Origin of the sequence: Nocardia sp. NPDC051911, from assembly GCF_040681035.1 — a bacterium.
GTDB classification, from domain to species: Bacteria; Actinomycetota; Actinomycetes; order Mycobacteriales; family Mycobacteriaceae; genus Nocardia; species Nocardia sichangensis.
Genome location: NZ_JBFAXY010000034.1, coordinates 25,366 through 51,235 on the forward strand (window position 1 = coordinate 25,366; position 25,870 = coordinate 51,235).

The window sequence follows — 25,870 nt, forward strand, 5'->3', positions numbered from 1 at the left end:
CGCGTCAATCCCAGCTGTCGATCTTGACGTCGTGGGGATGCGGAGCGCCCTTCTCAGTTTCGATCAGCGATTTCAGGCTCAGCAGGTAGACCGCCCACTTGGTGCTGCAGTGGTGCATGAAGTCCACCGGCTCCTTCCACCCCCGGTGCGCGAAGAGCACGGTGGTGTAGTCGCCCGCCTGCTCGAGGCTCCAGTCCACCTGGGTCCCGATCCACTCATCAGGCCCGCCGACCACCTCCCACAGCACTCGCTTTCCCGGGTCGAGCTCGCGCACCCGCATGTCGAATCCACCTGCCGCGAAGCGGAATTCGAGCAAGCCGCCGAGCTCGCCGCCGTCCCCCTCGGTATCGGCCGTCCACCACCCGGCGAGCCCCTCGGTGGTGGTCAAGGCGGCGTAGACCTCGTCCACCGGCGACTTGATGCCCACTTTGTGCAGAATGTCCACCATTTCGATTCCTCTTTCCATTGTTCTCGTAACCGCGTGATCTCACTGCTGGTCTTGTCTGCGCTGAATCGCCTCCGCGATGCGCTTGATACGCCGGAGCCTGGCGTCCCACGCCGCCCCGACCGCGGATAACTGAGCGACCGCGCGCGCGAGTTGCGCCTCGTCCACCCGGTACCGCCGCTCCCGCCCGGCGGGCGTGCCGTGCACCAAACCGACGCGGTCGAGCACGACGAGATGTTTGGCGACCGCCTGCCGCGTGACGGGCAGCCGCTCACTGAGGCTGGTGGCCGTACCGTTCCCCTCCGCGAGGAGCAGATCGAGCATCCGCCTGCGCATCGGGTCCCCGATGGCGGACCACAGGTCGTCGTCGACTGCGGCGGTCACGGCGTCGACACCAGCCGCACGATGTACTCCCCGAGGCGGGGGACGAAGGTGTCCCATCCCACGCTGTGGTCGCGGTACTGCTCCTCGAGTTTCGCCACCTCCCAACCCATTTCCCGGAACCCCGTCTCGGTGAGCCGGATCCTGGTGCCCGCGCCCGACGGGGTGAGTTCGAAAGTGACCAGCAGCGAGCCGGCGGAATCGTCGATCGCGCCGCCCGGATAGCACCAGCGGAACGAGAACAATCGCGGCGGCTCGGCCCGCACCACCCTGATCGGGACGACATCGACGCGGTCGCCCCAGACGAGTTCGCCGACCGCACCGGGCGCCGTATCGAACTCGGCTTCGTCGGTCCACCATTCCGAGATGTGCTCCGGGCTGCTGACGACCTCGAAGACCACCTCGGGCGAGGCGTCGACGTGTATCTCGCGTTCGATGCTGCCGTACTCCATATCCACGACCTCCATATGCAACGTTTGGTTGCGCTTGACGTTAGTCGACCACCGGGCATAGCGCAACCATCGGTTGCATATGCGCCGCCGTCGCCGATGCCGGACCTCGCCGCCGCACACCTCGCGCCGACCGACGCCATGGCGGTATCCCCTGCCCGGCAATGGCTTCAGCAACTGAGACATGCCGCGCCCAACCGCCGATTCGGCGCATCAGCAACTTTTCAGCAATCTCGCATCGCTACGATAGCCGCGTGCTGCGCGGAGTGCGGACGAATCGGCGATCAGAAGATCCGGCGACAACAAATCGTCGCGACCGCGGGCGCCGCCGAGCTGCCATGCGGGAGCCGGGATCGACACATCGCCCGGTCAACCCGTAGCCGCCACGCTCACGGCGATCACTGTCACCGCCCGCACCGACGATCGTCTTCATCGGCGTCCCTTTCGGATTCCCGGCAACTGGCAGTCGGCGTCTCGAGAATTCCTTTGCAACACCGGTTCTCGTGGCAGGTGTCGGCTCAACGACCTCTCGCCGAGCCCTGGGTCTCGCCGACACCGCGGCAGTCCGCTGTGCGTCCACGTTTGTGTGCGCGGTGATCGGTAATGTCGGACGAGTGAGTAGCTGGGTGCGCCGGAAGTTTCACGGCATCGGACGAATCGATCGAGCGATCGGCGGCGCGGTCGCCGAACTGCCTGCCTCGGTGGTCGACCACGGATTGCTGCGGCTCACCGGCAGCGCGAATTTCAGCGGACTCTGGCTGGTTCTCGCGACGCTGCTCGCCTCCCGCCAAGGCGCGCCGCGGCGGGCCGCGCTGCGCGGCGTCGTCTCCGTCGCCGGAGCCAGTCTCGTCGTCAACGTGGGCCTCAAATCGCTGATCGCCCGGCGCAGGCCTGCCGCCGAACTCCTGCCGGTGCACCGGCGACTCGTTCCGACTCCGCGCTCCTCCTCCTTCCCCTCGGGACACAGCGCTTGCGCCGCGGCATTCGCCACCGCTGTCGCTCTGGAAAGTCCCCGTACCGCACTGGCTGTCGCCCCGCTGGCCGCCACCGTCGCCTACTCTCGGGTGCACACCGGTGTGCACTGGAGTTCCGATGTGCTCGTCGGAGCGGCCGTGGGTTCCGGTGTCGCCCTGGCCACGCGACGCTGGTGGCCGGTACGCGAATCCGATGAGGCGCAGGCCCGCCCGGTTCGCGAAGTGCCCGCGCTGGTGGAGGGCAAAGGCCTGGTGGTCATGGTGAATCCGGTGTCCGGTGACCCGAATTACGATCCCACCGACGACGTGGTCGCGGCCCTGCCCGCCGCCACCGTGCTGCGCACGCAGCCCGATCTGGACTGTGCCGACCAGCTCGAGCGGGCCATCGCCGAGCACGGTGAACCGGTGCTTGCGGTCGGCGTCGCCGGTGGTGACGGCACGGTGGCCGCGGTGGCCGCGGTCGCGTTGCGCCACGAGCTGCCGCTGGTCGTCATCCCCACCGGCACGCTCAACCACTTCGCCCGCGATCTCGGCGTCTACGACCTGCGCGAAGTAATCGATGCCACCGGTGTCGGCGAGGCGGTGGCGGTGGACATCGCCGGCGTCGAATGCGAGGACGACACCGGTTCCCGCACCCGGCATCTGATCAACACCGCCAGCCTCGGCGCCTATCCGGACCTGGTGCAGCTGCGCGAGAAGTGGCAGTCACGCTGGGGCAAATGGCCCGCCTTCGCCGCCGCGCTCGTGGTGACCCTGCGCCGGGCCGAGCCGATCGAGATCTGCCTGGACGGACGCTGGCAGCGGGTGTGGTTCCTGTTCGTCGGCAACGGTCCCTACCACCCGCACGGCGCGGTGCCCGCCTTCCGTGACCGGCTCGACGCCGGACTACTCGATATCCGCTGGCTGCGCGCCGATCTGCGCTGGTCGCGCACCCGCGCCGTACTCGCGCTGTTGCTGGCGGCGATCGGCCACAGCAAGGTCTACGGCGAACGCCAGTTGCCCGAACTCTTCGTGCAGCTACCCACGCCGGAGGCGCTGGCGACCGATGGCGAGGTGGTCGGCAAGGCCACCCGACTGCACTTCCGCATCGCCGGGCAACTCGCGGTCTACCGCCGTGACGAATCCAATCCGCTCTGGGCCGACCGCAGCCGCCCGCATCACCGCCGAGCTCCCTGGCTGCGGGACGTCTTCCGAGCCGAGCTACCGTTTCAGCGGCGAGCGGGCGAAGACTGAGCGCGCGCTACTTCATCAAGCGCAGCAACCCGAGGTTCGGCTCGAGCGCGCCGTCCTGTCCCAGCGCCAGGAAGTCCGCCTCGACCGCCTCGCGCTCCAGCACCCCGGCCCGCACCGCGTGGTAACGCACCACCGACCAGAGGAAGACATCGAGGTCGTCGAAACGAGTGCCCTCCTCGACCACTTCCTCCTCGTGGAACCAGATCGCGACCTGCCCGTTGCTGAGCACCACGTACAGGTTGCCGCCGCCGTCCGCGCCGATCGAGTACACGTCGCCGTCGGTGAGCTCGGTCTCGTAGTCGGAATCCAGTATGCCGCAGTTATTTCCGGCGAAGTCGAAACCGTAGGACCAGTCGTGGACATCCAGGAACCGCGGCATCCGCCCGGACCGCACCCGGCGATCGAAAGCCGCCAGCGCCGCCGCGGACGCGGGCGCCAGCCGTTCGAGGAAGGGCGCCACCGGCCGGGTCGCTTCCGGCACGGTGACCGGCGGCCGATCGGCGAACCATCTGGCCAGGTCGGCGTCGAGGTCGCGCTCGACGTATCCGGCCAAGTCGTCACGAGTAAGTGTCACCGCCGAATCGTAAGCGTCGTCAATGACATTCACTGAACACCGGATCGTCCAGCCCATCGCCGACAGCTTGCGAAATCATCGCTACCGCGCTGCCTCGGGGCTGATCGCCGGGCGGCGATAAGCTCTTGCAGCTATGGCACTCAGCGCGACATTGCACAACTTCGCCGTCCAGTTGGCCGACGTCGATCGGGGCGTCTACCAGGAGCTGGAGTTGCGGGTGGCGCGGCACCCGTCCGAATCCGCGGAGTTCATGCTGACCCGAGTGCTCGCCTATTGCCTCGAATACGAGCAGGGCATCGCCTTCAGTGACGGTGGGGTCTCCTCCACCGACGAGCCAGCGGTGCTGGTGCGCGACCTCACCGGCCGCCTCACCGCCTGGATCGAAGTCGGCGCTCCGGACGCGGAGCGGGTGCACCGAGGCAGCAAACTCGCCGACCGGGTCGCCGTCTACACTCACCGCGACCCGGCCAAGGTGCTGGCGCAACTCCCCGGCAAGCGCATCCATCGCGCCGAAGCGATACCGCTCTACAGCTTCGATCGCGACTTCATCGATTCCGCCGTCGCCGCGACCGAACGCCGCAACACCGTGACCGTGTCCGTCACCGAGCGCCTGCTGTACCTGGACCTCAACGGCACCGCGTTGAGCGCACCGATCCACGAGCACCGGCTCACCTAGTTCTCGGATCCGTTCCTAGGTGCCACTCATCGGATCCGGCGTTCGCACTCCTCGAATTCGGCTCCGGTTCGAAGGCAGTCGTAGAGTCCGCTCTGCACGTCGCCATTGGTGGGCGGCTCGCCGCAGAGAACACCGCATCGCTGGTAGTTCGGGACGGCGCTGCCGTCGGGCCAGTGGCAGGCATCGCCGTCGCAGGTGTAGCCGCGCGTATTCGGGTCGCGAGGGATCGGATTCCGGCTGAAGGACCACACGAACGCGTCGGTGTTCTGTACCTGCGTGCAGTAGACGGTCCGGCCGTCGGCGAGGCGGCCCACCGCACCGGAATCCTGGCAGTAGTCGTTCAAGGTGACCGTGACACCGCCGTCGGACGGCAGCGGCGCGGCCGCGGAGGTCACGAACATCGCGGCCAGAAACGTCCCCGCGCCGACAACACCCGTCAGCGCCCGACGCGCCGCCTTACGCTCGCCCGGTCGAGGCATGCTTCCCTCCCTTGCTCCAGGTCCAGCGGACTATACGCCCGGCGTCCACGAGTGGCACACCATTGAGACGTCCTCGCGTACCTCGCCGCAGCCGTGTGCGACTCGCGGGGGGTTCAAGCGGCGGCGGCGGCGAAGGGCGGGTAGTTGTCGGCGGCCCGTTCGCTCGGCGGCGTCGATGTAGTGGGCGAGAGCGTCGCGGGACACGGTGGGGAGCAGTATCCCGTGCTGATCGAGGAGTTCGGCAAGCCCGGCGAGGACCGACCGATCGGTCGAACCCGTACCCGCGCCGGTCAGAACAGGAAATAGCGCTGGGCCATGGGCAATTCGGTGGCGGGTTGTTCGCGCCAGACCTCGCCGTCGATGCGGACGGTGAAAGTGTCCGGCTCGACTTCGATGCGCGGCATGGCGTCGTTGTTCGGCAGATCCGTCTTCCGCACGCCACGGACGTCGCGGACCGGAACCAGCCTCCGCTGGACCCGCAACCGGTCGGCGAGGCCGTCCTCGATCGCCTGCTCGGAGACGAAATGCAGTGCGGTCGCGGCGGCGGCCGCCGGGGCGGCGCCGAACATGGGGCGCGGCAGCACCGGCTGCGGCGTGGGGATGGAGGCGTTGGCGTCGCCCATCGCGGCCCAGGCGATCGCGCCGCCCTTGAGGACGGCATGCGGGCGGACACCGAAGAACGCCGGCTCCCACAGCACCAGATCGGCGAGCTTGCCCACCTCGACCGACCCGATCTCGTGGTCCAGGCCGTGCGCGACGGCCGGGCAGATGGTGTACTTCGCGATGTAGCGCTGGACCCGGGCGTTGTCGGCGGCGCCGTCGCCCGGCAGCGCGCCGCGGCGGCGCTTCATCACGTGCGCGGTCTGCCAGGTGCGCAGCACCACCTCCCCGATGCGGCCCATGGCCTGTGAATCGCTGCCGATCATCGAGATGGCGCCGAGATCGTGCAGCAGGTCCTCGGCCGCGATGGTGGAGGGGCGGATGCGGCTTTCGGCGAAGGCCAGATCCTCCGGGATCGACGCGCTCAGGTGGTGGCACACCATGAGCATGTCCAAGTGCTCGTCGAGGGTGTTGATCGTATGCGGACGAGTCGGGTTGGTGGAGCTGGGCAGCACGTTGGGATGGGCGGCGACGGTGATGATGTCGGGCGCGTGTCCGCCGCCCGCGCCCTCGGTGTGGTAGGCGTGGATGCCGCGGCCCGCGATCGCCGCCAGGGTGTCCTCGACGAAACCCGCCTCGTTCAACGTGTCCGAGTGCAGCGCCACCTGCACCCCCGCCGCCTCGGCCACGGTGAGGCAGGCATCGATCGCGGCGGGCGTGGAGCCCCAGTCCTCGTGCAGTTTGAAACCCGATGCGCCCGCGCGTAATTGCTCCCACATGGCCTCGGCGCTGACGGTGTTGCCCTTGCCGAGCAGCACGATGTTCACCGGCCAGCCGTCGGTGGCCTCCAGCATGCGCGCCAGATGCCACGCGCCGGGCGTCACGGTGGTCGCCTTGCTGCCCTCGGCCGGGCCGGTGCCCCCGCCGATGAGGGTGGTGATGCCGCCGCCGAGCGCCTCCTCCAACAGCTGCGGGCAGATGAAATGCACGTGACAGTCGATCGCGCCCGCGGTGAGGATGCGGCCGTTGCCGGAGATCACCTCGGTGGACGGCCCGACGACCAGGTCCGGGTGCACCCCGGTCATGGTGTCGGGGTTGCCCGCCTTGCCGATCGCGCTGATGCGTCCGTCGCGAATACCGACGTCCGCTTTGATGATTCCCCAATGATCGATGATCACCACGCCCGTGATCACGGTGTCGGGAGCGCCCTCGGCGCGCGTCGCTCGGGACTGGCCCATGGATTCGCGCAGGACCTTGCCGCCGCCGAACACGGCTTCGTCGCCCGCGCGCCCCGGTCCCCCGCTGCGGTCCTCGGTGATCTCGATCAGCAGATCGGTGTCCGCCAGACGAATCCGGTCGCCCGTCGTCGGTCCGAACAGTTCGGCGTACCGCGCCCGGCTCAGCTCACTCATCGCGTCCTACCTCCTGAGCCCGCGTACTCCGCGCCGCCCCGTTCCGGGTCCGCATACGCACTAGCCATCGAGACGGCCCGGTGGGGTCGGGCTGATCCCGTGCACCTCGCGGGCGCCGCCCAGCGGCACCAGCCCTACCCGTTGCCCGAGACCGGGTTCGAAGCGCACCGCGGTCCCGGCCGGGATGTCGAGGCGGTGGCCGTGCGCGGCCGCGCGGTCGAACTCCAGCGCCGTGTTCGCCTGCGGGAAATGCACATGGCTGCCGACCTGCACCGGCCGGTCTCCGGTGTTGACCACGTCGAGTTCGAGGCGCCGCGCGCCCACGTTCAGTTCGATGACGCCCTCGGCGCAAAGGTATTCGCCGGGGATCACGCCGGGCCTCGGTCCGGCTCGGGGGCGCTCGCAAACCGCATACCGCCCGCCTATCCGATCGGGTGGTGCACGGTGACGAGCTTGGTGCCGTCCGGGAAGGTCGCCTCGACCTGGACGTCGGGGATCATCTCCGGCACGCCTTCCATCACGTCGTCGCGGGTGAGGACGGTCCGTCCCGAGGACATCAGGTCCGCGACGGTGCGCCCGTCCCGCGCGCCTTCCAGCACGTGGTCGGTGATCAGCGCGACCGCCTCGGGATGGTTCAGCTTGAGTCCGCGCGCCCGCCTGCGCCGGGCCAGCTCGGCGGCGTAGCTGAGCAGCAGGCGCTCCTGCTCATGCGGTGACAGTCGCATCCGGGCTCCTCACCGGTTCACAGTGACGGGTGACGCACATTCTGGCACGCCCGTTCCGCCGTCGCCGGTCGAGCGGTCAGGACCGATGCGGCAGATTCTGCAGTCGCACCTGACCGCGCGCCACGGTGCGGCCCTGCTCATCGGTGATGACGACCTGCCACAGCTGCTGCAGCCTGCCCCGATGCAGCGGCGTCGCCTCGCCTGTCAGGGTGCCCTCGCGCACCGCCCGCAGGAAATCGGTGTTGTTGTTCACGCCGACGACCGTGCCCTGGTCGCCGAACCAGACACCGCCGGCGATGCTGGCGAGCGTCTCGACGACGGTGCAGTACACGCCGCCGTTCTGGATGCCTGCGGGCTGGTAGAGGTGCGGTTTCACGACCCACTCGCCACGCACGCGATCGGGGCTCAGCTCGGTGTAGCGCAGGCCGATCAGGTCGGCGAAGGTGCCTTCGCTGTAAGCGTTCATCTGCTCGGGCGTGACGTCCGCCAGCGAGCCGACCTGGCGAGTCTCCTGCTGTGTCATGTATTCACTGTCGCACAGCACCCTGCGCGCAACGCCGCGGCCTCATCGCAGGCCAGGGCGGTGCCCCGCCGAAGAGATCGACACAGAGCGGCGGGCCCCACCGGAAGTGGAGCCCGCCGCGGCACGGGATCGGGGGTCACCGCAGCCCTCGGGACTCGCACGCGATCCGTACGCCGGAGATGAGTATAGGTCAGGCTTACCTAACTAAGCAAGAACCCGACCGCCGCACGGGCAGCCCGCGCTCGGCCATCGCCGCCAAGAGCGCCTGGCCACGACGCGCGCCGGTGACGGAATCGGTCCGCGCCAGATCGGGCACGTAAGTCGAAGCGCCCGCGACGGATTCACCGACGAGGGACCAGAATCGCCCGGCGCTCAAACCGGAGCAGCGAGTCAGGTTCCGCTGGACGACGGTCAGCGCGGGCTCGCAGCGATGCGCGAGCCAGACGTACATCGCCTCCGGGCACGGCAAGGCGACCACACCGGGACCGCCCGCAAGCGGATCACCGTCGATCACGCGAATCGTGGTGTCCGACAAGCCCGCCCAGTCGATTCCGCCGTCGTTGTCGGTATGGATCCATAGGTTCTCCAAGCCCGGATCCCAGGCCCGCCCTTCCGCCACGAGCAGCGCGACCACCCGACCGGCTATCGCGTGGATCAGCGCCGTGGCAACCACTTCCGCCGCGATGCCGGCACTGATCATCTCCGCGGCATGCCGCCGGTACATGAGTTCGACGCGCCCCTCGCGCACTCCGTCCGCCAGCTGCCACCACCGTCGTTTGCCCTGCTCGGCGATCGCGGCGACGGCATAGACCCGCGGGTGCTCCGGTTGCAGCGCGCGCAGCCGGGCACAGGCGCGTCCGAACTCCGTCGTCGAGCGATGTGGCGTGGTGATGAGCTCGGTCATCGAACCTCCTCGGGGATCGGCTCCGTCGCGCGGCGCGGCGGACATTCGGCCATGCCCGTCTGTCCGCGAAGATAGGTTAGGCTTACCAGACCTAGCAACCGTATCGCTGATTTCAGGAGCAGCTCGTCGCCGTGACTTCTCTTGCCACCGTGAGGCGGCGACGTCTTTCCGGACTTCTCGTCTCGACCGTCCTGCTACTGCTCGCCGTGCTGGCCGGCGTGGCGGTGGGCGCCCGCTCGCTCGCGCCCGGGACCGTCTACGACGCCGTGCATCATGCGCTCACCTGCCCCGGCGGACCCTTCACCTGCGCAGCCGGTTCCACCGAGGAAGAGATCGTGCGAGGGCTGCGGCTGCCGCGCACCGCGTTGGCACTGGTCTGCGGGGCGGCCTTGGGAATCGCGGGCGCGCTCGTCCAGGGCTACACCCGCAATCCGCTCGCCGACGCCGGGTTGCTCGGACTGAACGCGGGTGCGGCGTTCCTGGCCGCGTTGAGCGTGTACCTGTTCGCCTTCGCCGCGCCGGAACAATACATCTGGTTCGCGCTGGCCGGAGCGCTGATCGCGGGGGTGGCGGTGTTCGCGACCTCGTCCGTGGGCGGCGGCAAGGCGAGCCCGCTGACCCTCGTGCTCGCGGGTGCGGCGGTCACCGCGTTCCTGCAGGCCATGACCAACGCCGTCGTGCTGTTCGACGCCGCCGCGCTGGACACCTACCGGTTCTGGGTGATCGGCGCCGTCGCCGGCCGCGACGCCGCGGTGTTCTGGCAGGTACTGCCGTTCCTGGCCGTGGGCATGTTGCTGGCGGTGCTGGCGGCGCCCGGACTGAATCTGATCGGCCTCGGCGACGACGTCGCGCGTGGGCTCGGCGTGCATGTCGGCCGCAGCCGCGCGCTCGGCCTGGCGGCCGTCGTGCTGCTGGCGGGCGCGGCGACGGCGGCGGTCGGGCCGATCGCCTTCCTCGGCCTGGTCGTGCCGCATCTGGCGCGGACGATCACCGGGCCCGACCATCGCTGGCTGATTCCCTATTCCGGGCTGCTCGGCGCGTTGCTACTGCTGATCGCCGATGTGGCGGGCCGGGTGGTGGCTCGCCCCGGCGAACTGGAGGTCGGCGTAGTGGTGGCCCTGCTCGGCGTGCCGTTCTTCCTCGCGTTCGTGCGCAGGCGAAAGCTGGTGAACCTGTGACGGTCTCGCTGCGAGCCTCGAATGCCCGCCCCGCGCTGCGCGTCGGGCCGGTGTCGACGGTGCTGCGACCGCGGATGATCCTGATCGTCGCGGTCCTGATCGCGCTGGCGCTCGCACTGTTGTGCCTGGACGTCGCGGTGGGCGAGTCCCGTCTACCGCTCGGGCGCGTGCTGGACGTCCTGACCGGCGGCGGCACCAGGGCTCAGCGGTTCATCGTGCTGGAGTCCCGGCTGCCGCGCGCGCTCACCGCGCTCGTGGTCGGCCTCGCGCTCGGGCTCGCGGGCGCTGTCACCCAGTCCATCCTGCACAACCCGCTGGCCGCGCCGGACATGCTCGGCATCACTTCGGGCGCGAGCCTGGGGGCGGTCGCGGTGCTGGTCGGCACCGGAGGCGCGAGCACCGGCCTGGCCGCCTCGGTCGGCGCGCCGGTGGCGGCCCTGGCAGGCGGGCTGCTCACCGCCGTCGCCATCTACCTGCTCGCCTGGGGACGCACCGCCACCGGCGCGTACGGCGCCACCGGGCTGCGGCTGGTGCTGATCGGCGTGGGCGTGAACGCCCTGCTGACCGCCGGGATCAGCTGGCTGCTCACCCGCGCCAGCCTGGCGGATGCCCAGCGCGTGCAGTTGTGGCTGAACGGATCGCTCAACGCGGCCGACAACGCGCGCCTGGGTCCCGCGGCGATCGCCGCGGGAATCGCCGCGCTCGTCGCGCTCGCCTCCGCCCGCACGCTCGCCGCGCTGCGCCTCGGCTCCGACACCACGCGTGCGCTCGGGGTGCGCATCCAGACCCAGCAGGCCGTCCTGATCGGAGCGGCGGTCGTGGCCGCCTCGGTGGCCACCGCCGCCGTCGGGCCGGTCGGTTTCGTCGCCCTCGCCGCGCCGCAGATCGCACGACGCCTGCTGCGCACACCGGGCGAGCCGCTGGTCGGCGCCGCAGTGACCGGCGCCGTCCTGGTGGTCGGCGCGGATGTCGTGTCCCGCACGGCGTTTCCGGTCGACCTACCCCTCGGCGTCGTGACCGCGGCATTCGGCGGGCCGTTCCTGCTGTACCTGCTCGTGCGTATGAACCGGAAGGCCACGCTGTCATGACGATCGCGGACATCACCGCCCCTGACGCCACGGAGCGAGCGAGCGCTCCTGCGCACCGGCTCGGCGCCGAGGCGGTCACACTCGGCTACGGCGACCGGGTGATCGTCGACGGGCTGAGCTTGACCGTCGCTCCCGGCGTCGTCACGACCGTCATCGGGCCCAACGGTTGCGGGAAGTCCACCCTGCTGCGTTCGCTCGGCCGCCTGCTGCGCCCCCGAGAAGGCCGAGTGTTGTTGGACGGCAAGGCTATTTCGACGATGAAGACCAAGGACGTCGCCCGCATCGTCGGCATGCTGCCGCAATCGCCGGTCGCCCCGGAAGGGCTCACCGTCGCCGATCTGGTCGCCCGCGGCCGCCACCCGCACCAGTCCTGGTTCCGGCAGTGGTCGGGCACCGACGAATCCGAGGTGACGACCGCGCTGGACCAAACCGGGATCGCCGACCTCGCCGGCCGGCCGCTCGATGAGCTGTCCGGCGGCCAGCGCCAGCGCGCCTGGATCTCGATGGCGCTGGCCCAGGGCACCGACATCCTGCTGCTCGACGAGCCGACCACCTATCTGGACCTGGCGCACTCCATCGAGGTGCTCGACCTGGTGGACCGATTGCACGCCGATCTCGGCCGCACCGTCGTGATGGTGCTGCACGATCTCAATCTCGCGATCCGCTACAGCGACCAGCTGGTCGTCATGCGCGACGGACGCGTGGTCGCCGCGGGCGCCCCCGGCGAGGTGGTGTCGGTCGAGCTGCTGCGCGAAGTGTTCGACCTGGACGCGAAGGTTCTCGAGGACCCGGTGTCGGGCCGCCCGATGATCGTGCCGATCGGCGCCAGGCACGTGCGCGGAAAGGTGGGCGGACCGGCTGCCACAACGCCCGAGACCGCGCCGTATGAGAAATGACACACCAGCTATTCCATAGTTACGACACCCTGTAGTACGCATCCTCGTCGTTGAGTACCTAAAATTAGGGAATGGCAGGTCTTGGTGAACTCGAGAAAGCGGTCATGGACCAGTTGTGGTCGGCCGACGAACCACAAACGGTCCGGCAGGTGCACGAGGCGCTCGCCGCACGCCGTGAGCTCGCGTACACCACGGTGATGACCGTGCTGCAACGCCTCGCGAAGAAGAACCTCGTGGTCCAGCGGCGCGACGACCGCGCGCACCGCTACGCGCCGGTGCACACCCGCGACGAACTCGTGGCCAGCCTGATGGTCGACGCCCTGCAACAGGCCGACGCGGCGGGCAGCCGCGCCGCGGCCCTGGTGCACTTCGTGGAACAGGTCGGCAAGGACGAGGCTGCCGCTCTGCGCGAAGCACTCGCTAAGCTCGAAGCAACCGAGGACTCGGCGCCCCCGCCGCAGTAGACTCCTCGGGCGCCCTGGCCCCACAACGCAGTGAGCTGAGTCGATGAACGCAACCGCGCCGGTATTCGCCGGACTGGCATTGCTTCTCGCGGGGCCTGTCCCGGCCTTGCTCAGCCGGGCGACCTGGACCTACCGGACGCCCCGAGCAGCGCTGGTGCTCTGGCAGGCCATCGCGCTCGCAGCCGTGCTCAGCGCGTTCGGCTCCGGGTTGGCCATCGCCGCCGAGCTGCTCGTGCCCGGTCCCGACGGCCGCCCGACCACCGCGCCGACCAGGGAGATCGACGCGCTCGGCCTGCCGCTGTGGCTGGCGTACGTGTTCGTCTTCGCGCTCACGCTGCTGATCGGCGCCCGGTTGATCTACGCGATCATCCGGGTCGGCGTGCACACCCGCAGGCGGAGGTCGCGCCACCGCATGCTCGTCGACCTGCTGGACCAGAGCGGTCCGCACCGGCGCGCGGCCGACATCCGGGTGCTGGCCGCCACCGAGCCCATCGCCTACTGCCTGCCCGGCCTGCGCCAGCGCGTCGTGCTCAGCGAAGGCACTCTGACCAATCTCGCCGACGCCGAGGTCACCGCCATCGTCAGCCACGAACGTTCGCACCTGCGGGCCAGGCACGATCTCGTGCTGGAGGCGTTCACGGCCGTGCACGAGGCGTTCCCCCGGGTGGTGCGCAGCAAGGCGGCGCTCGGCTCGGTGAAACTGCTCATCGAGTTACTCGCGGACGACTCGGCGGTCAAGGTCACCGGACCGAAGCCGCTGGCCCGCGCCCTCGTCGCCTGCGCGAAGTCCACCGCGCCGCAAGGCGCGCTCGCCGCGGGCGGCCCCACCACGCTCATCCGCATCCAGCGGCTGAGCGGCCGGATCGGGGACCTGCGCATCGCCACGGCCGCCTACCTCGGCTCGGCCGCCATCCTGGTGGTGCCGACGCAGGCCGTGGCCGTACCCTGGCTCGTGGAACTGAGTCGGCTGTTCCACGGCTGACTCCCCGGCACGTATCCTGGACCTTCGGCCCGCCTCCGGTCGGCCGCATCCTCTCGCTTTACCCGGCGCGCGTCATCGCCCGCGCCACCGCGCGGTGAAACCGCATCGCGCACCGTTCTCCATCCCACCGAACAGCGCGATCCGCGTGGAACGCGCCGTGCGACGAAAGGCACATCCTCCTCGTGACCCCCTCGACCACCGTCGCCGCGGCGCCCCCCGCGACCTTCGCGGGTCTGGGCCTGCCCGCCGTGCTCGTCCAGGCACTGCGACGCGACGGCATCGAGACGCCGTTTCCGATCCAGGCTGCCACGACGCCCGACGTCCTGGCAGGCAAGGACGTGCTCGGCCGCGGGCCGACCGGTTCCGGAAAGACCTTGGCCTTCGGCCTCCCGATGCTCACCCGGCTGGCCGGCGCCGCGGCCAAGCCGGGCCGCCCGCGCGGACTGGTCCTGGTGCCGACCCGCGAGCTGGCCGCACAGATCGAGCGGGCACTGGACGAACCGGCGCTTTCGCTCGGCCTGCGCGTGGCCTCGGTGGTCGGCGGCGCCCCGATCAAACGCCAAGCCGACCGGCTCGCCCGCGGCGTCGACCTGCTCATCGCCACGCCCGGACGGCTCGCCGACCTCCTCACCCAGGGATCGGCCGATCTGTCCGACGTGACGATCACCGCGCTCGACGAGGCCGACCACATGGCCGACATGGGATTCCTGCCGCAGGTGACCAAGCTGCTCGACCGCACGCCGCGCGACGGTCAGCGCCTGCTGTTCTCGGCCACGCTGGACGGCGAGGTCGACAAGCTGGTCAAGCGTTACCTGCGCTCCCCCGTCACGCATTCCACCGCACCGCCGTCGGCCTCGGTCACCACGATGTCGCATCACCTGCTCTACGTCGGCGACAAGGTGACCAAGCGGGCGGTCGCCACCGAGATCGCCGCCCGCGACGGGCTGACCATCATGTTCGTCCGTACCAAGCACGGCGCCGACCGGCTCGCCAAACAGCTGCGCGGGGCGGGCATCGCCGCGGGCGCGCTGCACGGCGGCAAGGCGCAGAACAATCGCACCCGCACCCTCGCCGCGTTCGCCGACGGCTCGGTGCCGGTGCTGGTCACGACCGACGTCGCCGCGCGCGGCATCCACGTCGACGGGATCTCCCTCGTCGTGCATGTCGATCCGCCGCCGGAGCCGAAGGCCTATCTGCACCGGGCCGGGCGCACCGCCCGCGCGGGTGAGGACGGCGTGGTCGTCACGCTGGTGATGGACGAAGAGCGCCGCGACGTCGAGTCGATGGCCCGTAAGGCGGGTGTCGAAGTGGACGGAGTCGCGGTCCGTCCCGGCGACCGCACCCTGGTCGAGATCACCGGCGCCCGCCGCCCGTCCGGAACTCCGGTGGTTCCGGCTTCCGCCGCGCCCGCGACCACCCCGGCGACGAAACCCGCACGACGTCAAGCGAACCGGCGTGCGGAGACAGCTCAGGCCGGTGGCCGCGGCGCCGGTGCGGCGAAGCAGTCCCGGTCGGGCTCGATGCCGAGCCGTGGTGGCGAATCGGTCACCGCGCCGGGGCGTCGTCGCGGCCAGGCGAAAGTCGCCGGGAAGCCCGCCACCGGCAGCTCCGCCGGGCACAGTGCGGGTTCGGTCGAGGGTGCGTCCCCCCGCCGTTCCGCTGCGGCGGGCGGATTCTCCGGACGCGCCGCAGGGCACGCCTCCGGCGACACGCCGGGCCGGACACGGCGACGCGCCGTACGCGCGCAGCAGTCACCGCAGCGGGGCAATCGCGGAGCAAACTAGAGCGTGTCGACTCACGCGGCAGCCGCCGTCCTCTGCGCCCTGCTCGCGGCGCTGCTGTTCGCGGTCGCCGCGGTGGCGCAACAGCACGCGGCGGCCGCGGTGCCGGAGGGCGCGTCGCTGATCCGCTCGCTGATGCGTACCCCGCGCTGGTGGGCGGGCGTCGTCGGCGACGCGGGCGGATACGCCATGCAGGTCGTCGCGCTCACCTTGGGCGCGGTGCTGCTGGTGCAGCCGATCCTGGTGAGCGCGCTGGTGTTCGCGCTACCGATGTCCGCCCGGCTCAACGACCGCCGCGTGGCGCCGCGCACCTGGGCGACCGCCCTCGCGCTGACCGCCGCGCTGGCCTGCTTCCTGCTCGTCGGCAATCCGACCGAGGGCAACACCGATGCGCCGCTGCGAGATTGGCTCGTGCCCCTGGGCATCCTGCTCGGCCTGATCGCCGCCGCCACCGCCGGTGGCATCGCCGCGCGCGACCCGGCGTGGCGCGCGCTGCTGATCGGCGCCGCGAGCGGCGCCCTCTACGGACTCGCCGCCGCGCTCACCGACTACGTCACCGACCTGTTCGAGCACGGTCTCGGGGATGTGCTCAGCGGCTGGCAGACCTGGGCACTCATTGGGGCCGGTGTCACCGGCGTCTACCTGCAGCAGCGCGCCTATCACGCGGGACCGCTGACCGCCTCCTTGCCCGCCGTCACGGTCGTCGAGCCACTGGCCGCCGCGTTCATCGGCATCGCCGTGCTGGACGAGCGGTTGCGGACGGACACCGCGGGACTGGTCATCACCGGAGGCGCGGTGCTCGTCATGGCCGCCGCGACGATCATGCTCTCCCGCTCGCAAGCCGCCGCCTGAGCCCACCGGCGAAGAAAGGCCGACGGGACAGACGACGCACCGCATATCCGCACTGTCGAGCCCCGGGCAGAACGGCGCACACCCGTCGGCGCGCGGATATCATCGGTCGAGTGCGCTTTCTTCCCGGTCATCAGCCGCCGTACGACCTCACCTACGACGACATCTTCCTCGTCCCGAATCGGACGGACGTCGCGTCGCGCTTCGACGTCGATCTGTCGACGACCGACGGGTCGGGCACCACCATTCCCATCGTCGTGGCGAACATGACCGCCGTGGCCGGGCGCAGAATGGCCGAGACGGTGGCCCGCCGCGGCGGCATCGTCGTCCTCCCCCAGGACCTGCCGATCACCGCGGCCGCCGACACCATCGCCTTCGTCAAGAGCCGCTCGCTCACCGCCGACACTCCGGTCACCCTCGCCCCCGACCGTTCGGTCTCCGAGGCGGTCGCCCTGATGCACAAGCGCGCGCACGGCGCGGTCGTGGTGGTGGACGAAGGACGCCCGGTCGGCGTGGTGACCGAGGCCGCCTGCGCCGACGTCGACCGCTTCGCCCGGCTCCGCGAGGTCGCGGTCACCGATTTCGTGCGGGCCCCCGCGACCACCACCCCGCGTGACCTGTTCGACCTGCTGCACGCCGAGCACGCCGACTTCGCCGTGCTCACCGCCGAGGACGGCACCTTGGCCGGCGTGCTCACCCGCACCGGCGCCCTGCGCGCGGGCATCTACCAGCCCGCCGTCGACGCCGCGGGCAAGCTGCGCGTCGCGGCCGCGGTCGGCATCAACGGCGACGTGGCCGCCAAGGCCAAGTCCCTCGTGGATTCGGGCGCCGACCTGCTGGTCATCGACACCGCGCACGGACACCAGGCCAAGATGCTCGAAACGCTCACCGCCGTGCGCGATCTCGGGCTCGGAGTCCCGCTGGTCGCGGGCAACGTCGTCTCCGCCGAGGGCACCAGGGATCTCGCGGCGGCGGGCGCCGACATCGTCAAGGTCGGTGTCGGCCCCGGCGCCATGTGCACCACCCGGATGATGACCGGCGTCGGCCGCCCGCAGTTCTCCGCGGTGGCCGAATGCGCCACCGCCGCCGCGGAACTCGGCGTGCACATCTGGGCCGACGGCGGCGTGCGCCATCCTCGCGACGTGGCGCTCGCGCTGGCCGCGGGCGCGTCCAACGTGATGATCGGCTCCTGGTTCGCCGGTACCTACGAGTCCCCCGGCGACCTGCGGGTCGATCGCGACGGCAACGCGTACAAGGAGAGCTTCGGCATGGCCTCCAAGCGGGCCGTCGCCGCCCGCACCGCCTCCGACAGCGAATTCGACCGAGCGCGCAAGGGACTGTTCGAAGAGGGCATCTCCAGCTCGCGGATGCGGCTGGACCCCGAGCGTCCCGGCGTCGAGGACCTCATCGACCACATCTGCTCCGGTGTGCGCAGCGCGTGCACCTACGCGGGAGCACGGACGCTCGCCGAGTTCCACGACAAGGCAGTGCTCGGCGTGCAATCCGCGGCCGGATTCGCCGAAGGCCGCCCGCTGCCCAGCGGTTGGTGAGCGCCGACACACGAATCGCACCGGCACCGGCCCACGCCACTCGGCACGTGGGCCGGTAGCATGGTGGTTGCCGGACACCGGCACCACGACTCGTTTGCGAAAGGATCCAGTTGTCACCCGCGTCCGAGGGCGCCGCACAGGAGGGCTCCTCTACCGAGCCGGGTGACCAACCCGGCGTCCTCCTCCCCGCAGTAGTCCCATTCCGCACAGGCCGTCACGCAGCACCGTTCGGGTGGTGCTGACCATGTCCGTCGCGCTCACCGCGCTCAGCCTGATCGGATTCATCGCACTCACCGTCGGCACGGCCCTGTTCGTCGCCGCGGAATTCTCCCTCACCGCCCTGGAGCGCAGCACCGTCGAGGCGCACGCCCGCACCGGTGACGTCCGCGCCCGCATGGTCCGCAAGGCGCATCGCACGCTGTCGTTCCAGCTGTCCGGCGCCCAGCTCGGAATCACCATCACCACGCTGATCACCGGTTACATCGCCGAGCCGGTACTGGCCCGGCTGCTGCATCCGGTGTTCGCCGGCATCGGGCTGAGCGAAGCCGCCGCGGGCGGCGTCGCGCTCACGCTCGCGCTGATCCTGGCCACCTCGCTGTCGATGATCTACGGCGAGCTGGTGCCCAAGAACATCGCCATCGCCAAGCCGCTCGCCACCGCCCGCGTCACGGCCGGACCGATGGTCAGCTTCTCGGTGGTGTTCAAGTGGATGATCCATTTCCTCAACAGCACCGCCAACTGGGTGGTTCGCAGGCTCGGCGTCGAGCCCGCCGAGGAGTTGCGCTCGGCCCGTTCGCCGCAGGAACTCGGCTCCCTGGTGCGCACGTCCGCGCTGCGCGGCGCGCTCGACCAGCCCACCGCCCAGGTGATGGACCGCTCGCTGCAGTTCGGCGAGCGCAGCGCCGAGGAGCTGATGACTCCGCGGGTGAAGATCGAGTCACTCGACAAGGACGACACCATCGCCGATCTGATCGACGCGGCGGGCCGCACCGGTTACTCCCGATTCCCGGTGATCGACGGCGATCTCGACAACACCCTCGGCTTCGTGCACGTCAAGCAGGCTTTCACCCGCCCAGTGCACGCGCGCCGGACGACCCCCCTCTACCGGCTCGCCCAGCCGGTGCCGATCGTGCCCGCCAGCTTGGACGGCGACGAGGTGCTCGAACGGGTCCGCGCCGACGGCATGCAGGTCGCCCTCGTCGTGGACGAGTACGGTGGGACCGCGGGCCTGGTCACCATGGAGGACATCATCGAGGAGATCCTCGGCGACGTCCGCGACGAGCACGACGAGGAGGAGCGCGACGTACGGCGCGTCTCCGACGGCTGGGATTGCTCGGGCCTGCTGCGTATCGACGAGGTCTCCCGGGCGACCGGGTACGACGCGCCGGAGGGCGAGTACGAGACGCTGGGCGGCCTCGTGCTGACCCGGCTCGGCCGCATCCCGGTGCCCGGCGACGAAGTCGTGCTGCCCAACCCTCGCTCGCAGCAGTGGACGGCGCCGGAGAACCACGGCTCCGGCGGCTGGATCGCCCGGGTGGAGCGCATGGACGGACGGCGCATCGATCGGGTCCGGTTGATCCCGGTGGACGCCGACGCCCTCGCGACCAAGGAGCACAGCCATGGGTGACCTCTTCGGCGTCCTGCTCACCGTCGTGCTGCTGGCAGGCAACGCCTTCTTCGTCGCCGCCGAGTTCGCGCTCATCTCCGCCCGCCGCGACCGGCTGGAAGCGCTGGCCGCGCAGGGCAAGCGCAACGCGAACACCGTCATCCGAGCGGGCGAGAACCTTTCGATGATGCTCGCCGCCGCGCAGCTGGGCATCACCATCTGCTCGATCCTGCTCGGCCGCGTCGGCGAGCCCGCCGTCGCGCACCTGCTGGAAGGCCCGTTCGACCTACTCGGCCTGCCGCAGCAACTGCTGCACCCGGTGGCGTTCGCGCTGGCGCTGACCATCGTGGTGATCCTGCACATCCTGTTCGGCGAGATGATCCCGAAGAACATCGCGCTGGCCGGACCGGAGCGCAGCGCGCTGCTGCTGGTGCCGGTGCACCTGATGTGGCTGCGGCTGGCCCGCCCGCTCATCGCGCTGTACAACCTGGCCGCCAACCTGTCGCTGCGCCTGCTGCGGGTCGAGCCGAAGGACGAGCTGGAGGCCACCGTGTCGACGGTGGAACTGGCCGAGATGATCGGCGAGTCCCGCTCGGAGGGACTGCTCGACGAGGAGGAGCATCGCCGCCTCACGCAGGCGCTCGGCACCAGCGACCGGGTGGTCGCCGACGTGATGGTGCCGCTGGACGCGACCCGATCGATTCCGCTGCGCGGCAACGGGACCACACTCGGCGACATCGAATCCGCGGTCGCCGAGACGGGTTTCTCCCGCTTCCCGGTGCGGGCGAACGACGGCTCGCTGGTCGGCTACCTGCACGTCAAGGACGTGCTCGACAAGGTCGCCGACGAGAGCGCCGGTCCGGGGACGCCGATCCCGCGCACCGATATCCGCCCGCTGCCGACGGTGGGCATGGGCGCCACGCTCTACGAGGCGCTGGCGCGGCTGCGGCGCACCAACAGCCATCTCGGCCGCGTGGTCGACGACCGGGGCAACACCACCGGCATCGTCGCCTTGGAGGACTTGGTGGAGGAATTCGTCGGCACCGTCCGAGACGGAACGCATCGGGTGGGCGAATGACGATTCGGGCAGCGTGCCCGCGCGGGGTGCGATGACCATGCGGGTGTTGTCCGGTGCGCGGTGGCGGGAGTCCGCCGCCGCGCACCGGGCCCGGCTGGACGATCTGGTCGGGCCCTATCTCGAGCGGCGGGCGCAAGGTTCGTCGCACCCGGTGATCGACTTCTTGTTCACCTACTACGGGCACAAACCCGCCCAGTTGCGGCGCTGGCATCCGGGATACGGCATCGGGATGGCCGATGCCGCCGAATACCGCGATGCGCGCGGGTATCACCACGTAGTCACCGATTCCGGCGCTGCGGGCTTCTGCACCGCCGATCCCGCATACCTGGACAAACGCCGCGATACCGTCGCGTTCGTCGCGGAGTTGCTGCGTGCCACCGCGTCCCGGCCCGCTCATCTGTCCTGCTTCGGGCTGCACGAATGGGCGATGGTGTATCGCACCGACGACATCCGCCACCAGAGGGTGCCGCTGCGGCTGGGACGCGCGGGCACCGACAGCGTGCTCGACTCGATGTCGCTGCGCTGTACGCATTTCGACGCCTACCGCTTCTTCACCCCGGACGCCGTCGGCCGCAATTCCGAGCCGCTCACCCGAGCCGACCAGCTGCGTCGCGAACAGCCGGGCTGTCTGCACGCGAATATGGATCTGTACAAGTGGGGCTTCAAGCTGGTCCCGCTGATCTCGTCGGAGCTGCTCCTGGATTGTTTCGAGTTGGCTTGCGCCGCAAGGGAACTGGACATGCGCGCCAGCCCGTACGACCTGTCCGGCCTCGGCTACCAGCCGGTTCGCATCGAGACACCCTCGGGGCGGGCGGAGTACGTCCGCGCCCAGGCCGAGTTGGCGGAACGCGCAGCCGGACTACGACGCGTCTTCCTGGGTGCCTGCGACGAACTCCTGTCGGAGCACCCGAATTCGGCCACGCTCGGCACCGGACCGACCCAGTCGCGCTGACCACGCGGACCGGAAAACTTCGCGAATCGTCTGCGATTCGACGAAACTCACCCTCGGGCCGACGGAAATCATTACCATTCAGTCAGTTCAGCGGTGACTGTCCCAGTCACCCTGGGTAGCCAATCTCGACGACGAAGTTGGGGGGTCGCGACGATGCGCCCGTTGGCCAGACTGTGCCGTGCCAAACCGCTGGCTCTGCTCACCATCGGCATGGTTACGGCCGTGCTGCTGCCCATGAGCGCTTCGGCCGATCCGCCATCGGACGTTCGTAACGCGGTCGAGGAGTTCCTCGACGTCGGGCGCACTTCGGTTCCCCGCGCCGACTGCGGCCCCGGCGCCGCCCCCGAGAGCGGACTGCAAGGCGATGTCACCGCCGCCGACCGCGACAGCGGGCGCAGCACGCAGGGCTACCGGTGCAACATCTCCTACGTCGGCGGCTACGCGGGACGCGGCGCGGGCATCACCTCCACCAGCTTCGAGCATTGCGCCTATCTGGGCTCGTTCTTTCCCGGCGACCTGATCAGCGAGGGCCGTGGCGTCCAGGTGCTCGACGTGTCCGATCCGGCGAATCCGCGTCCGACGGCGACTTTGACCGAGCCCGCGATGCTCGCGGGCACCTGGGAGAGCCTCAAGGTCAACACCGAGCGCAAGTTGCTGGTCGGCACCGGCGTGCCGGTCGGCGAGGGTGTGGGCTACCTGTCGGTCTACGACATCTCCGATTGCGCGCATCCGCGGCTGCTCAATCCCGGTCCGGGGACGAATCTGGCGACGCCGCTGCCGATCACCACGCACGAGGGCGGCTTCTCCCCCGACGGCAACACCTATTGGGCCTCGGGAGTCGCGCCCGGCTTCGTCAGCGCGGTGGACCTGAGCGACCCCGCCGACCCGCATGTGGTGTGGCAGGGCTTGACGGGCATCGAAGCGCACGGATTCGGCATCAGCCCGGACGGCGATCGGATGTACATCTCCGCGCTCGGCGGATTCACCGTCCTCGACATCAGCGCGGTGCAGCGCCGCGACCCCAACCCGCAGGTGCATCATCTGGGCCGGGTGTTCTGGACGGACGGCTGGGCGACCCAGCACAGCATCCCGGTCTTCTACGACAGCAAGCCCTACCTCTACACCGTCGACGAAGGCGGTTCCGGCGGCGTCAAACTCATCGATATCTCCGACGAGACGGCGCCCAGGGTGGCCAACAAGATCAAGCTCGAGATCAACCTGCCGCAGCACATCGACAGCAATATCGGTTCGTCGATGGGCGGTTCCGCCTTCGCCTACGAATCGCACTACTGCGCCGCCGACCGGCAGGACAACCCGACCGCCTTGGCCTGCGGATGGATCTCCTCCGGCATCCGGGTGTTCGACATCCGCGACCCCTACGCCATCCGCGAGATCGCCTACTACAACCCGCCCGCCCGCACCGGGCAGAACATGAGCCTGTGGAACTCGCCGCACGCGCTCGCCTCGCTCATCGGCGTTCCGCTTATGAGCACCCCTCCGGCGGTACGCGCCGTACTGGAGGGACAGTTCAACCCCTTGGATGCCACCACCCCGCGCACCGGCCGCCTCGCCTTCGGCGATGTGTCCACCGACTGGTGCTTCTCACCACCGGAATGGCGCGGATCACAGCTGTACGTCGCGTGCTCGGACAACGGGTTCATGGTGCTGCGACTGGACGACGACGTGTACTCGCCACCGGCGGACCAGCGGTCGATCGTCGGGTCGTAGCGATGCGGCGCTGGATGTCGACCGCCGCCCTGGTCTCGGCGGTCTTCGCGCTGCTCGTGCTCGGCGCCGCTCTGCGGCCGCTGGTGTTTCCGGAAAGTCGTTCCGCCGCACCGGTGCTCACCGATGTCGAGATCGGCTTCGTACAGGACATGACCACCCATCACCAGCAAGCGCTGCTGATGGTGCAGCGGCTGGATCGCTCGGTCGATCCGGCGGTCGCCCGGCTGGCCGAACAACTCGACCGCACACAGCGCCTGGAGATCGGCACCATGCTCGGCTGGCTGCGCCTGGCGGACGCGCCGCCCAGCTCCGTACACCCGATGGCGTGGATGCACGGCGCGGACGCGTCGGCGCATGGCCATCAGGCGATGGCCGCGCAGACGGCACCGCTGATGCCCGGGATGGCGAGCACGGCGGAACTGGACAATCTGGCAGCGGCACATGGCCGGAACGCGGAGATACTGTTCCTTCAACTGATGTTTCGCCATCACCAGGGCGGTGTCGCGATGGCCGAGGCCGCCGACGGTCTCCTGGGCTCCGGGCCGGTCAAAGAGATCGCACGTTCCATGATCCATGGGCAAGGCCAGGAGGCGGGGGTGATGGGCATGCTGCTCACCCAGCGCGGAGCGACCCCACTGCCCTGATCACCCGGGCGGCTACGACGCCACGTGCAACCCGAAGCCGGTCGCTCCCCGCGCTTCGCGACCAGCCACGAGACGCAGAGTCCGGTCGTAGTCGCCGCCGCCCTGCGGGCGGTACCGGATCGGCTCCAGTTCGGCCAGCTCCGACATCCGCCGCCGCAGGTCGTACGCGACGTCGTCGAAGCGCGCGGCGTCGAGGCGGATCGTGTCGTGCACCACGAACGGCGGCAGCACGTCCATGCCGGTGTAGTAGAGGATGCCGTGGTGGATCGGGAACAGCAGATCTTCGACGGGGCCGTTGATCCCGCGATCGGAGTAGGACGGCTGCCTGCCCCCGACCGAGACCACCAGCATCGCGCGCCGCCCGGCCAGGACGCCCGCCCCATATCTGGGCAACGCCTTACCCCCGGCTCCATAGGCGAAATCGCAGGTGAGAACCCGGTCCACCCAGCCCTTCATGATCGCGGGCATGCCGAACCACCAGAGTGGGAAATGCAGGACGACGGCGTCGGCCCACAGCAGTTTCTCCTGCTCGGCGCGTATGTCGGGACTCAGCGTCCCGTCGCGGTAGGCCACACCCGAGGCCAGCATGAAGTTGGGCTCCTCGACCGCGCCGAAATCGTCGGTGTCGGCGGCGGCCTTCCACCCCATCGCGTAGAGGTCGGTGATCCGCACCTCGTGCCTGTCCGCCCGCAACTGGCGCACCGCAACGTCTTTCAGAGCGCCGGTGAGTGAGTCCGGCTTCGGGTGGGCGTACACGATCAGTACGTTCATTCCAGCGTTCGTCACATGTCGGCGCAACAGCGTGCGGAGCGTCGGATATTCCGTCGTCCCCTCGACCTGCGTCGACAGGTGGCCCGGCGACGGCCCGGCGACACCGCGACGGTATGGTCGGCTGAACCGGGTCATGATCGTCGGCCGGGAGAGGTTGGGCAACAGATGATTCGGACCGATGCGATCAAGGTGCCCGCGCACGTGCGCGGATACCCGGGTGTGGCGTTCGGCGGGTATGTAGCGGGACTACTCGCCGCCGCGAGCGGCGCCACGCAGGTGCGCGTCGACTTCCGCCGCGGCGTGTCCGTGGACACTCCGCTGGTACTGGCGGCCGACGGCTCCGGCGGCGCGTCACTCACCGACCTCGACGATGCGGTACTCGCCGAAGCGTCCCCATCGACGGTCACGGTCACGCCGCGGCCCGCGCCCAGCTGGGAACAGGCTCGAGCGGCGAGCGCGACCGCAGGCGCGCTGCGCAAGATGAGCCACTGCTACGGCTGCGGTGCGGCCTGCGCGCCCGGACGTGGATTGCGCTTGTCGCCTTGGGCCATGTCCACGCACGACATGGTCATCGCCGCCTGGACACCGGATCTCGCGCTCGCCGGACCCGATGGGTTCCTCTCCACCGAGAACGTCTGGTCCGCTCTGGATTGCCCCGGCGGCTGGGCCGCGATGGCGCTGCGCGACCTGCGCCCCGGAGCGGTCACCGCCGCTCTCACCGCCACGCAGCTCGAATCGGTCCGCGCCGGCGACCCCTACCTGTCCTACGGGTGGCCGATCTCATCGGACGGCCGCAAGCACACGGTCGGCGTGGCCTTGTCACGAAGCGACGGAACGCTGTGCGCCCTCGCCGAAGCGCTCTGGATCGAGCCCCGCCGACCGCTCCCGTTCGAATGGTGATCGGTCCCCCCGAATCTGCCGACCGCGC

27 protein-coding genes are annotated in these 25,870 nt (G+C 69.9%); 16 read left to right on the forward strand and 11 right to left on the reverse strand.

All coding sequences use genetic code 11. The features are described 5' to 3' along the window. Positions 1-4: 4 nt before the first annotated feature. From AB0L97_RS31260 to AB0L97_RS31270, 3 genes are read right to left on the reverse strand one after another with little or no spacing between them, the layout of a single operon-like run. A complete protein-coding gene (locus tag AB0L97_RS31260) occupies positions 5-448 on the reverse strand; it encodes an SRPBCC domain-containing protein (RefSeq protein ID WP_356968547.1) in 444 nt (147 codons plus the stop codon). Positions 449-487: 39 nt separating this feature from the next. After that, positions 488-829 (reverse strand): metalloregulator ArsR/SmtB family transcription factor, encoded by a 342-nt coding sequence (locus tag AB0L97_RS31265; RefSeq protein ID WP_356968549.1) that lies wholly within the window; start codon positions 827-829, stop codon positions 488-490. After that, positions 826-1,278, reverse strand: coding sequence for an SRPBCC family protein (locus AB0L97_RS31270; RefSeq protein ID WP_364436701.1), 453 nt, complete (start codon positions 1,276-1,278; stop codon positions 826-828). The genes AB0L97_RS31265 and AB0L97_RS31270 overlap by 4 nt, the downstream gene beginning before the upstream one ends. A gap of 611 nt (positions 1,279-1,889) precedes the next feature. Here AB0L97_RS31270 and AB0L97_RS31275 point away from each other — a divergent pair. Next, entirely contained in the window at positions 1,890-3,482 is a 1,593-nt protein-coding gene (locus AB0L97_RS31275) for a phosphatase PAP2 family protein (protein WP_364436580.1), read from the forward strand. 7 nt (positions 3,483-3,489) lie between these two features. On the opposite strand, the gene AB0L97_RS31280 is transcribed toward AB0L97_RS31275, so the two are convergent. Next, complete coding sequence (locus tag AB0L97_RS31280; protein ID WP_364436583.1) at positions 3,490-4,056, reverse strand: hypothetical protein; 567 nt, start codon at positions 4,054-4,056, stop codon at positions 3,490-3,492. Between the two features lie 133 nt (positions 4,057-4,189). Between AB0L97_RS31280 and AB0L97_RS31285 the strand changes: the two genes are divergently transcribed. Then, positions 4,190-4,732, forward strand: coding sequence for a YaeQ family protein (locus AB0L97_RS31285; protein WP_364436586.1), 543 nt, complete (start codon positions 4,190-4,192; stop codon positions 4,730-4,732). Positions 4,733-4,758: 26 nt separating this feature from the next. On the opposite strand, the gene AB0L97_RS31290 is transcribed toward AB0L97_RS31285, so the two are convergent. From AB0L97_RS31290 to AB0L97_RS31315, 6 genes are all read right to left on the reverse strand, one after another. Next, positions 4,759-5,211 carry a hypothetical protein gene (locus AB0L97_RS31290; RefSeq protein WP_364436589.1) on the reverse strand — a complete coding sequence of 151 codons (453 nt, stop codon included), beginning with the start codon at positions 5,209-5,211 and terminating at the stop codon, positions 4,759-4,761. Between the two features lie 290 nt (positions 5,212-5,501). Beyond that, positions 5,502-7,223 (reverse strand): urease subunit alpha, encoded by a 1,722-nt coding sequence (locus AB0L97_RS31295; protein ID WP_364436592.1) that lies wholly within the window; start codon positions 7,221-7,223, stop codon positions 5,502-5,504. Between the two features lie 60 nt (positions 7,224-7,283). Further along, positions 7,284-7,595, reverse strand: coding sequence for an urease subunit beta (locus tag AB0L97_RS31300; RefSeq protein ID WP_355078470.1), 312 nt, complete (start codon positions 7,593-7,595; stop codon positions 7,284-7,286). Positions 7,596-7,645: 50 nt separating this feature from the next. Further along, positions 7,646-7,948, reverse strand: coding sequence for an urease subunit gamma (locus AB0L97_RS31305; RefSeq protein WP_364436596.1), 303 nt, complete (start codon positions 7,946-7,948; stop codon positions 7,646-7,648). A 76-nt stretch (positions 7,949-8,024) separates the two neighbouring features. Beyond that, the gene (locus AB0L97_RS31310) at positions 8,025-8,414 is read right to left on the reverse strand and encodes a PaaI family thioesterase (protein ID WP_355078546.1); all 390 of its coding nucleotides are present in this window, start codon (positions 8,412-8,414) and stop codon (positions 8,025-8,027) included. Positions 8,415-8,667: 253 nt separating this feature from the next. After that, positions 8,668-9,375, reverse strand: a complete 708-nt coding sequence (locus AB0L97_RS31315) for a hypothetical protein (protein ID WP_364436599.1) — start codon at positions 9,373-9,375, stop codon at positions 8,668-8,670. 131 nt (positions 9,376-9,506) lie between these two features. Here AB0L97_RS31315 and AB0L97_RS31320 point away from each other — a divergent pair, with 131 nt between their 5' ends. The 13 genes from AB0L97_RS31320 (at position 9,507) to AB0L97_RS31380 (ending at position 24,171) form a co-directional block, all read left to right on the forward strand. After that, positions 9,507-10,553, forward strand: a complete 1,047-nt coding sequence (locus tag AB0L97_RS31320) for an iron ABC transporter permease (RefSeq protein WP_364436602.1) — start codon at positions 9,507-9,509, stop codon at positions 10,551-10,553. Further along, entirely contained in the window at positions 10,550-11,641 is a 1,092-nt protein-coding gene (locus AB0L97_RS31325; protein WP_364436606.1) for an iron chelate uptake ABC transporter family permease subunit, read from the forward strand. Before AB0L97_RS31320 ends, AB0L97_RS31325 begins: the two co-directional genes overlap by 4 nt. Beyond that, positions 11,638-12,537, forward strand: a complete 900-nt coding sequence (locus AB0L97_RS31330) for an ABC transporter ATP-binding protein (protein ID WP_364436609.1) — start codon at positions 11,638-11,640, stop codon at positions 12,535-12,537. The genes AB0L97_RS31325 and AB0L97_RS31330 overlap by 4 nt, the downstream gene beginning before the upstream one ends. 71 nt (positions 12,538-12,608) lie before the next feature. Then, positions 12,609-13,001 carry a BlaI/MecI/CopY family transcriptional regulator gene (locus tag AB0L97_RS31335; protein WP_039797864.1) on the forward strand — a complete coding sequence of 131 codons (393 nt, stop codon included), beginning with the start codon at positions 12,609-12,611 and terminating at the stop codon, positions 12,999-13,001. A 43-nt stretch (positions 13,002-13,044) separates the two neighbouring features. After that, on the forward strand, positions 13,045-13,983 hold the full coding sequence (locus tag AB0L97_RS31340) for a M56 family metallopeptidase (RefSeq protein ID WP_364436613.1): 939 nt from the start codon (positions 13,045-13,047) through the stop codon (positions 13,981-13,983). Between the two features lie 182 nt (positions 13,984-14,165). Continuing rightward, positions 14,166-15,767 (forward strand): DEAD/DEAH box helicase, encoded by a 1,602-nt coding sequence (locus AB0L97_RS31345; protein ID WP_364436617.1) that lies wholly within the window; start codon positions 14,166-14,168, stop codon positions 15,765-15,767. Positions 15,768-15,770: 3 nt separating this feature from the next. Beyond that, complete coding sequence (locus tag AB0L97_RS31350) at positions 15,771-16,616, forward strand: DMT family transporter (RefSeq protein ID WP_355078477.1); 846 nt, start codon at positions 15,771-15,773, stop codon at positions 16,614-16,616. A gap of 110 nt (positions 16,617-16,726) precedes the next feature. Further along, complete coding sequence (locus tag AB0L97_RS31355; protein WP_355078478.1) at positions 16,727-18,163, forward strand: GuaB1 family IMP dehydrogenase-related protein; 1,437 nt, start codon at positions 16,727-16,729, stop codon at positions 18,161-18,163. A 244-nt stretch (positions 18,164-18,407) separates the two neighbouring features. Further along, positions 18,408-19,790 (forward strand): hemolysin family protein, encoded by a 1,383-nt coding sequence (locus AB0L97_RS31360; protein WP_355078547.1) that lies wholly within the window; start codon positions 18,408-18,410, stop codon positions 19,788-19,790. Then, complete coding sequence (locus AB0L97_RS31365; RefSeq protein WP_355078479.1) at positions 19,783-20,847, forward strand: hemolysin family protein; 1,065 nt, start codon at positions 19,783-19,785, stop codon at positions 20,845-20,847. Before AB0L97_RS31360 ends, AB0L97_RS31365 begins: the two co-directional genes overlap by 8 nt. A gap of 37 nt (positions 20,848-20,884) precedes the next feature. After that, positions 20,885-21,799 carry a 3-methyladenine DNA glycosylase gene (locus AB0L97_RS31370; protein ID WP_364436706.1) on the forward strand — a complete coding sequence of 305 codons (915 nt, stop codon included), beginning with the start codon at positions 20,885-20,887 and terminating at the stop codon, positions 21,797-21,799. A 153-nt stretch (positions 21,800-21,952) separates the two neighbouring features. Beyond that, entirely contained in the window at positions 21,953-23,527 is a 1,575-nt protein-coding gene (locus AB0L97_RS31375; RefSeq protein WP_364436622.1) for a hypothetical protein, read from the forward strand. 14 nt (positions 23,528-23,541) lie between these two features. Then, positions 23,542-24,171, forward strand: coding sequence for a DUF305 domain-containing protein (locus AB0L97_RS31380; protein WP_364436625.1), 630 nt, complete (start codon positions 23,542-23,544; stop codon positions 24,169-24,171). Between the two features lie 12 nt (positions 24,172-24,183). Here AB0L97_RS31380 and AB0L97_RS31385 read toward each other — a convergent pair whose 3' ends face one another. After that, positions 24,184-24,942, reverse strand: a complete 759-nt coding sequence (locus AB0L97_RS31385) for an NAD(P)H-dependent oxidoreductase (RefSeq protein WP_364436628.1) — start codon at positions 24,940-24,942, stop codon at positions 24,184-24,186. A 165-nt stretch (positions 24,943-25,107) separates the two neighbouring features. Between AB0L97_RS31385 and AB0L97_RS31390 the strand changes: the two genes are divergently transcribed. Then, on the forward strand, positions 25,108-25,842 hold the full coding sequence (locus AB0L97_RS31390) for a hypothetical protein (protein WP_364436631.1): 735 nt from the start codon (positions 25,108-25,110) through the stop codon (positions 25,840-25,842). Positions 25,843-25,870: the final 28 nt, after the last annotated feature.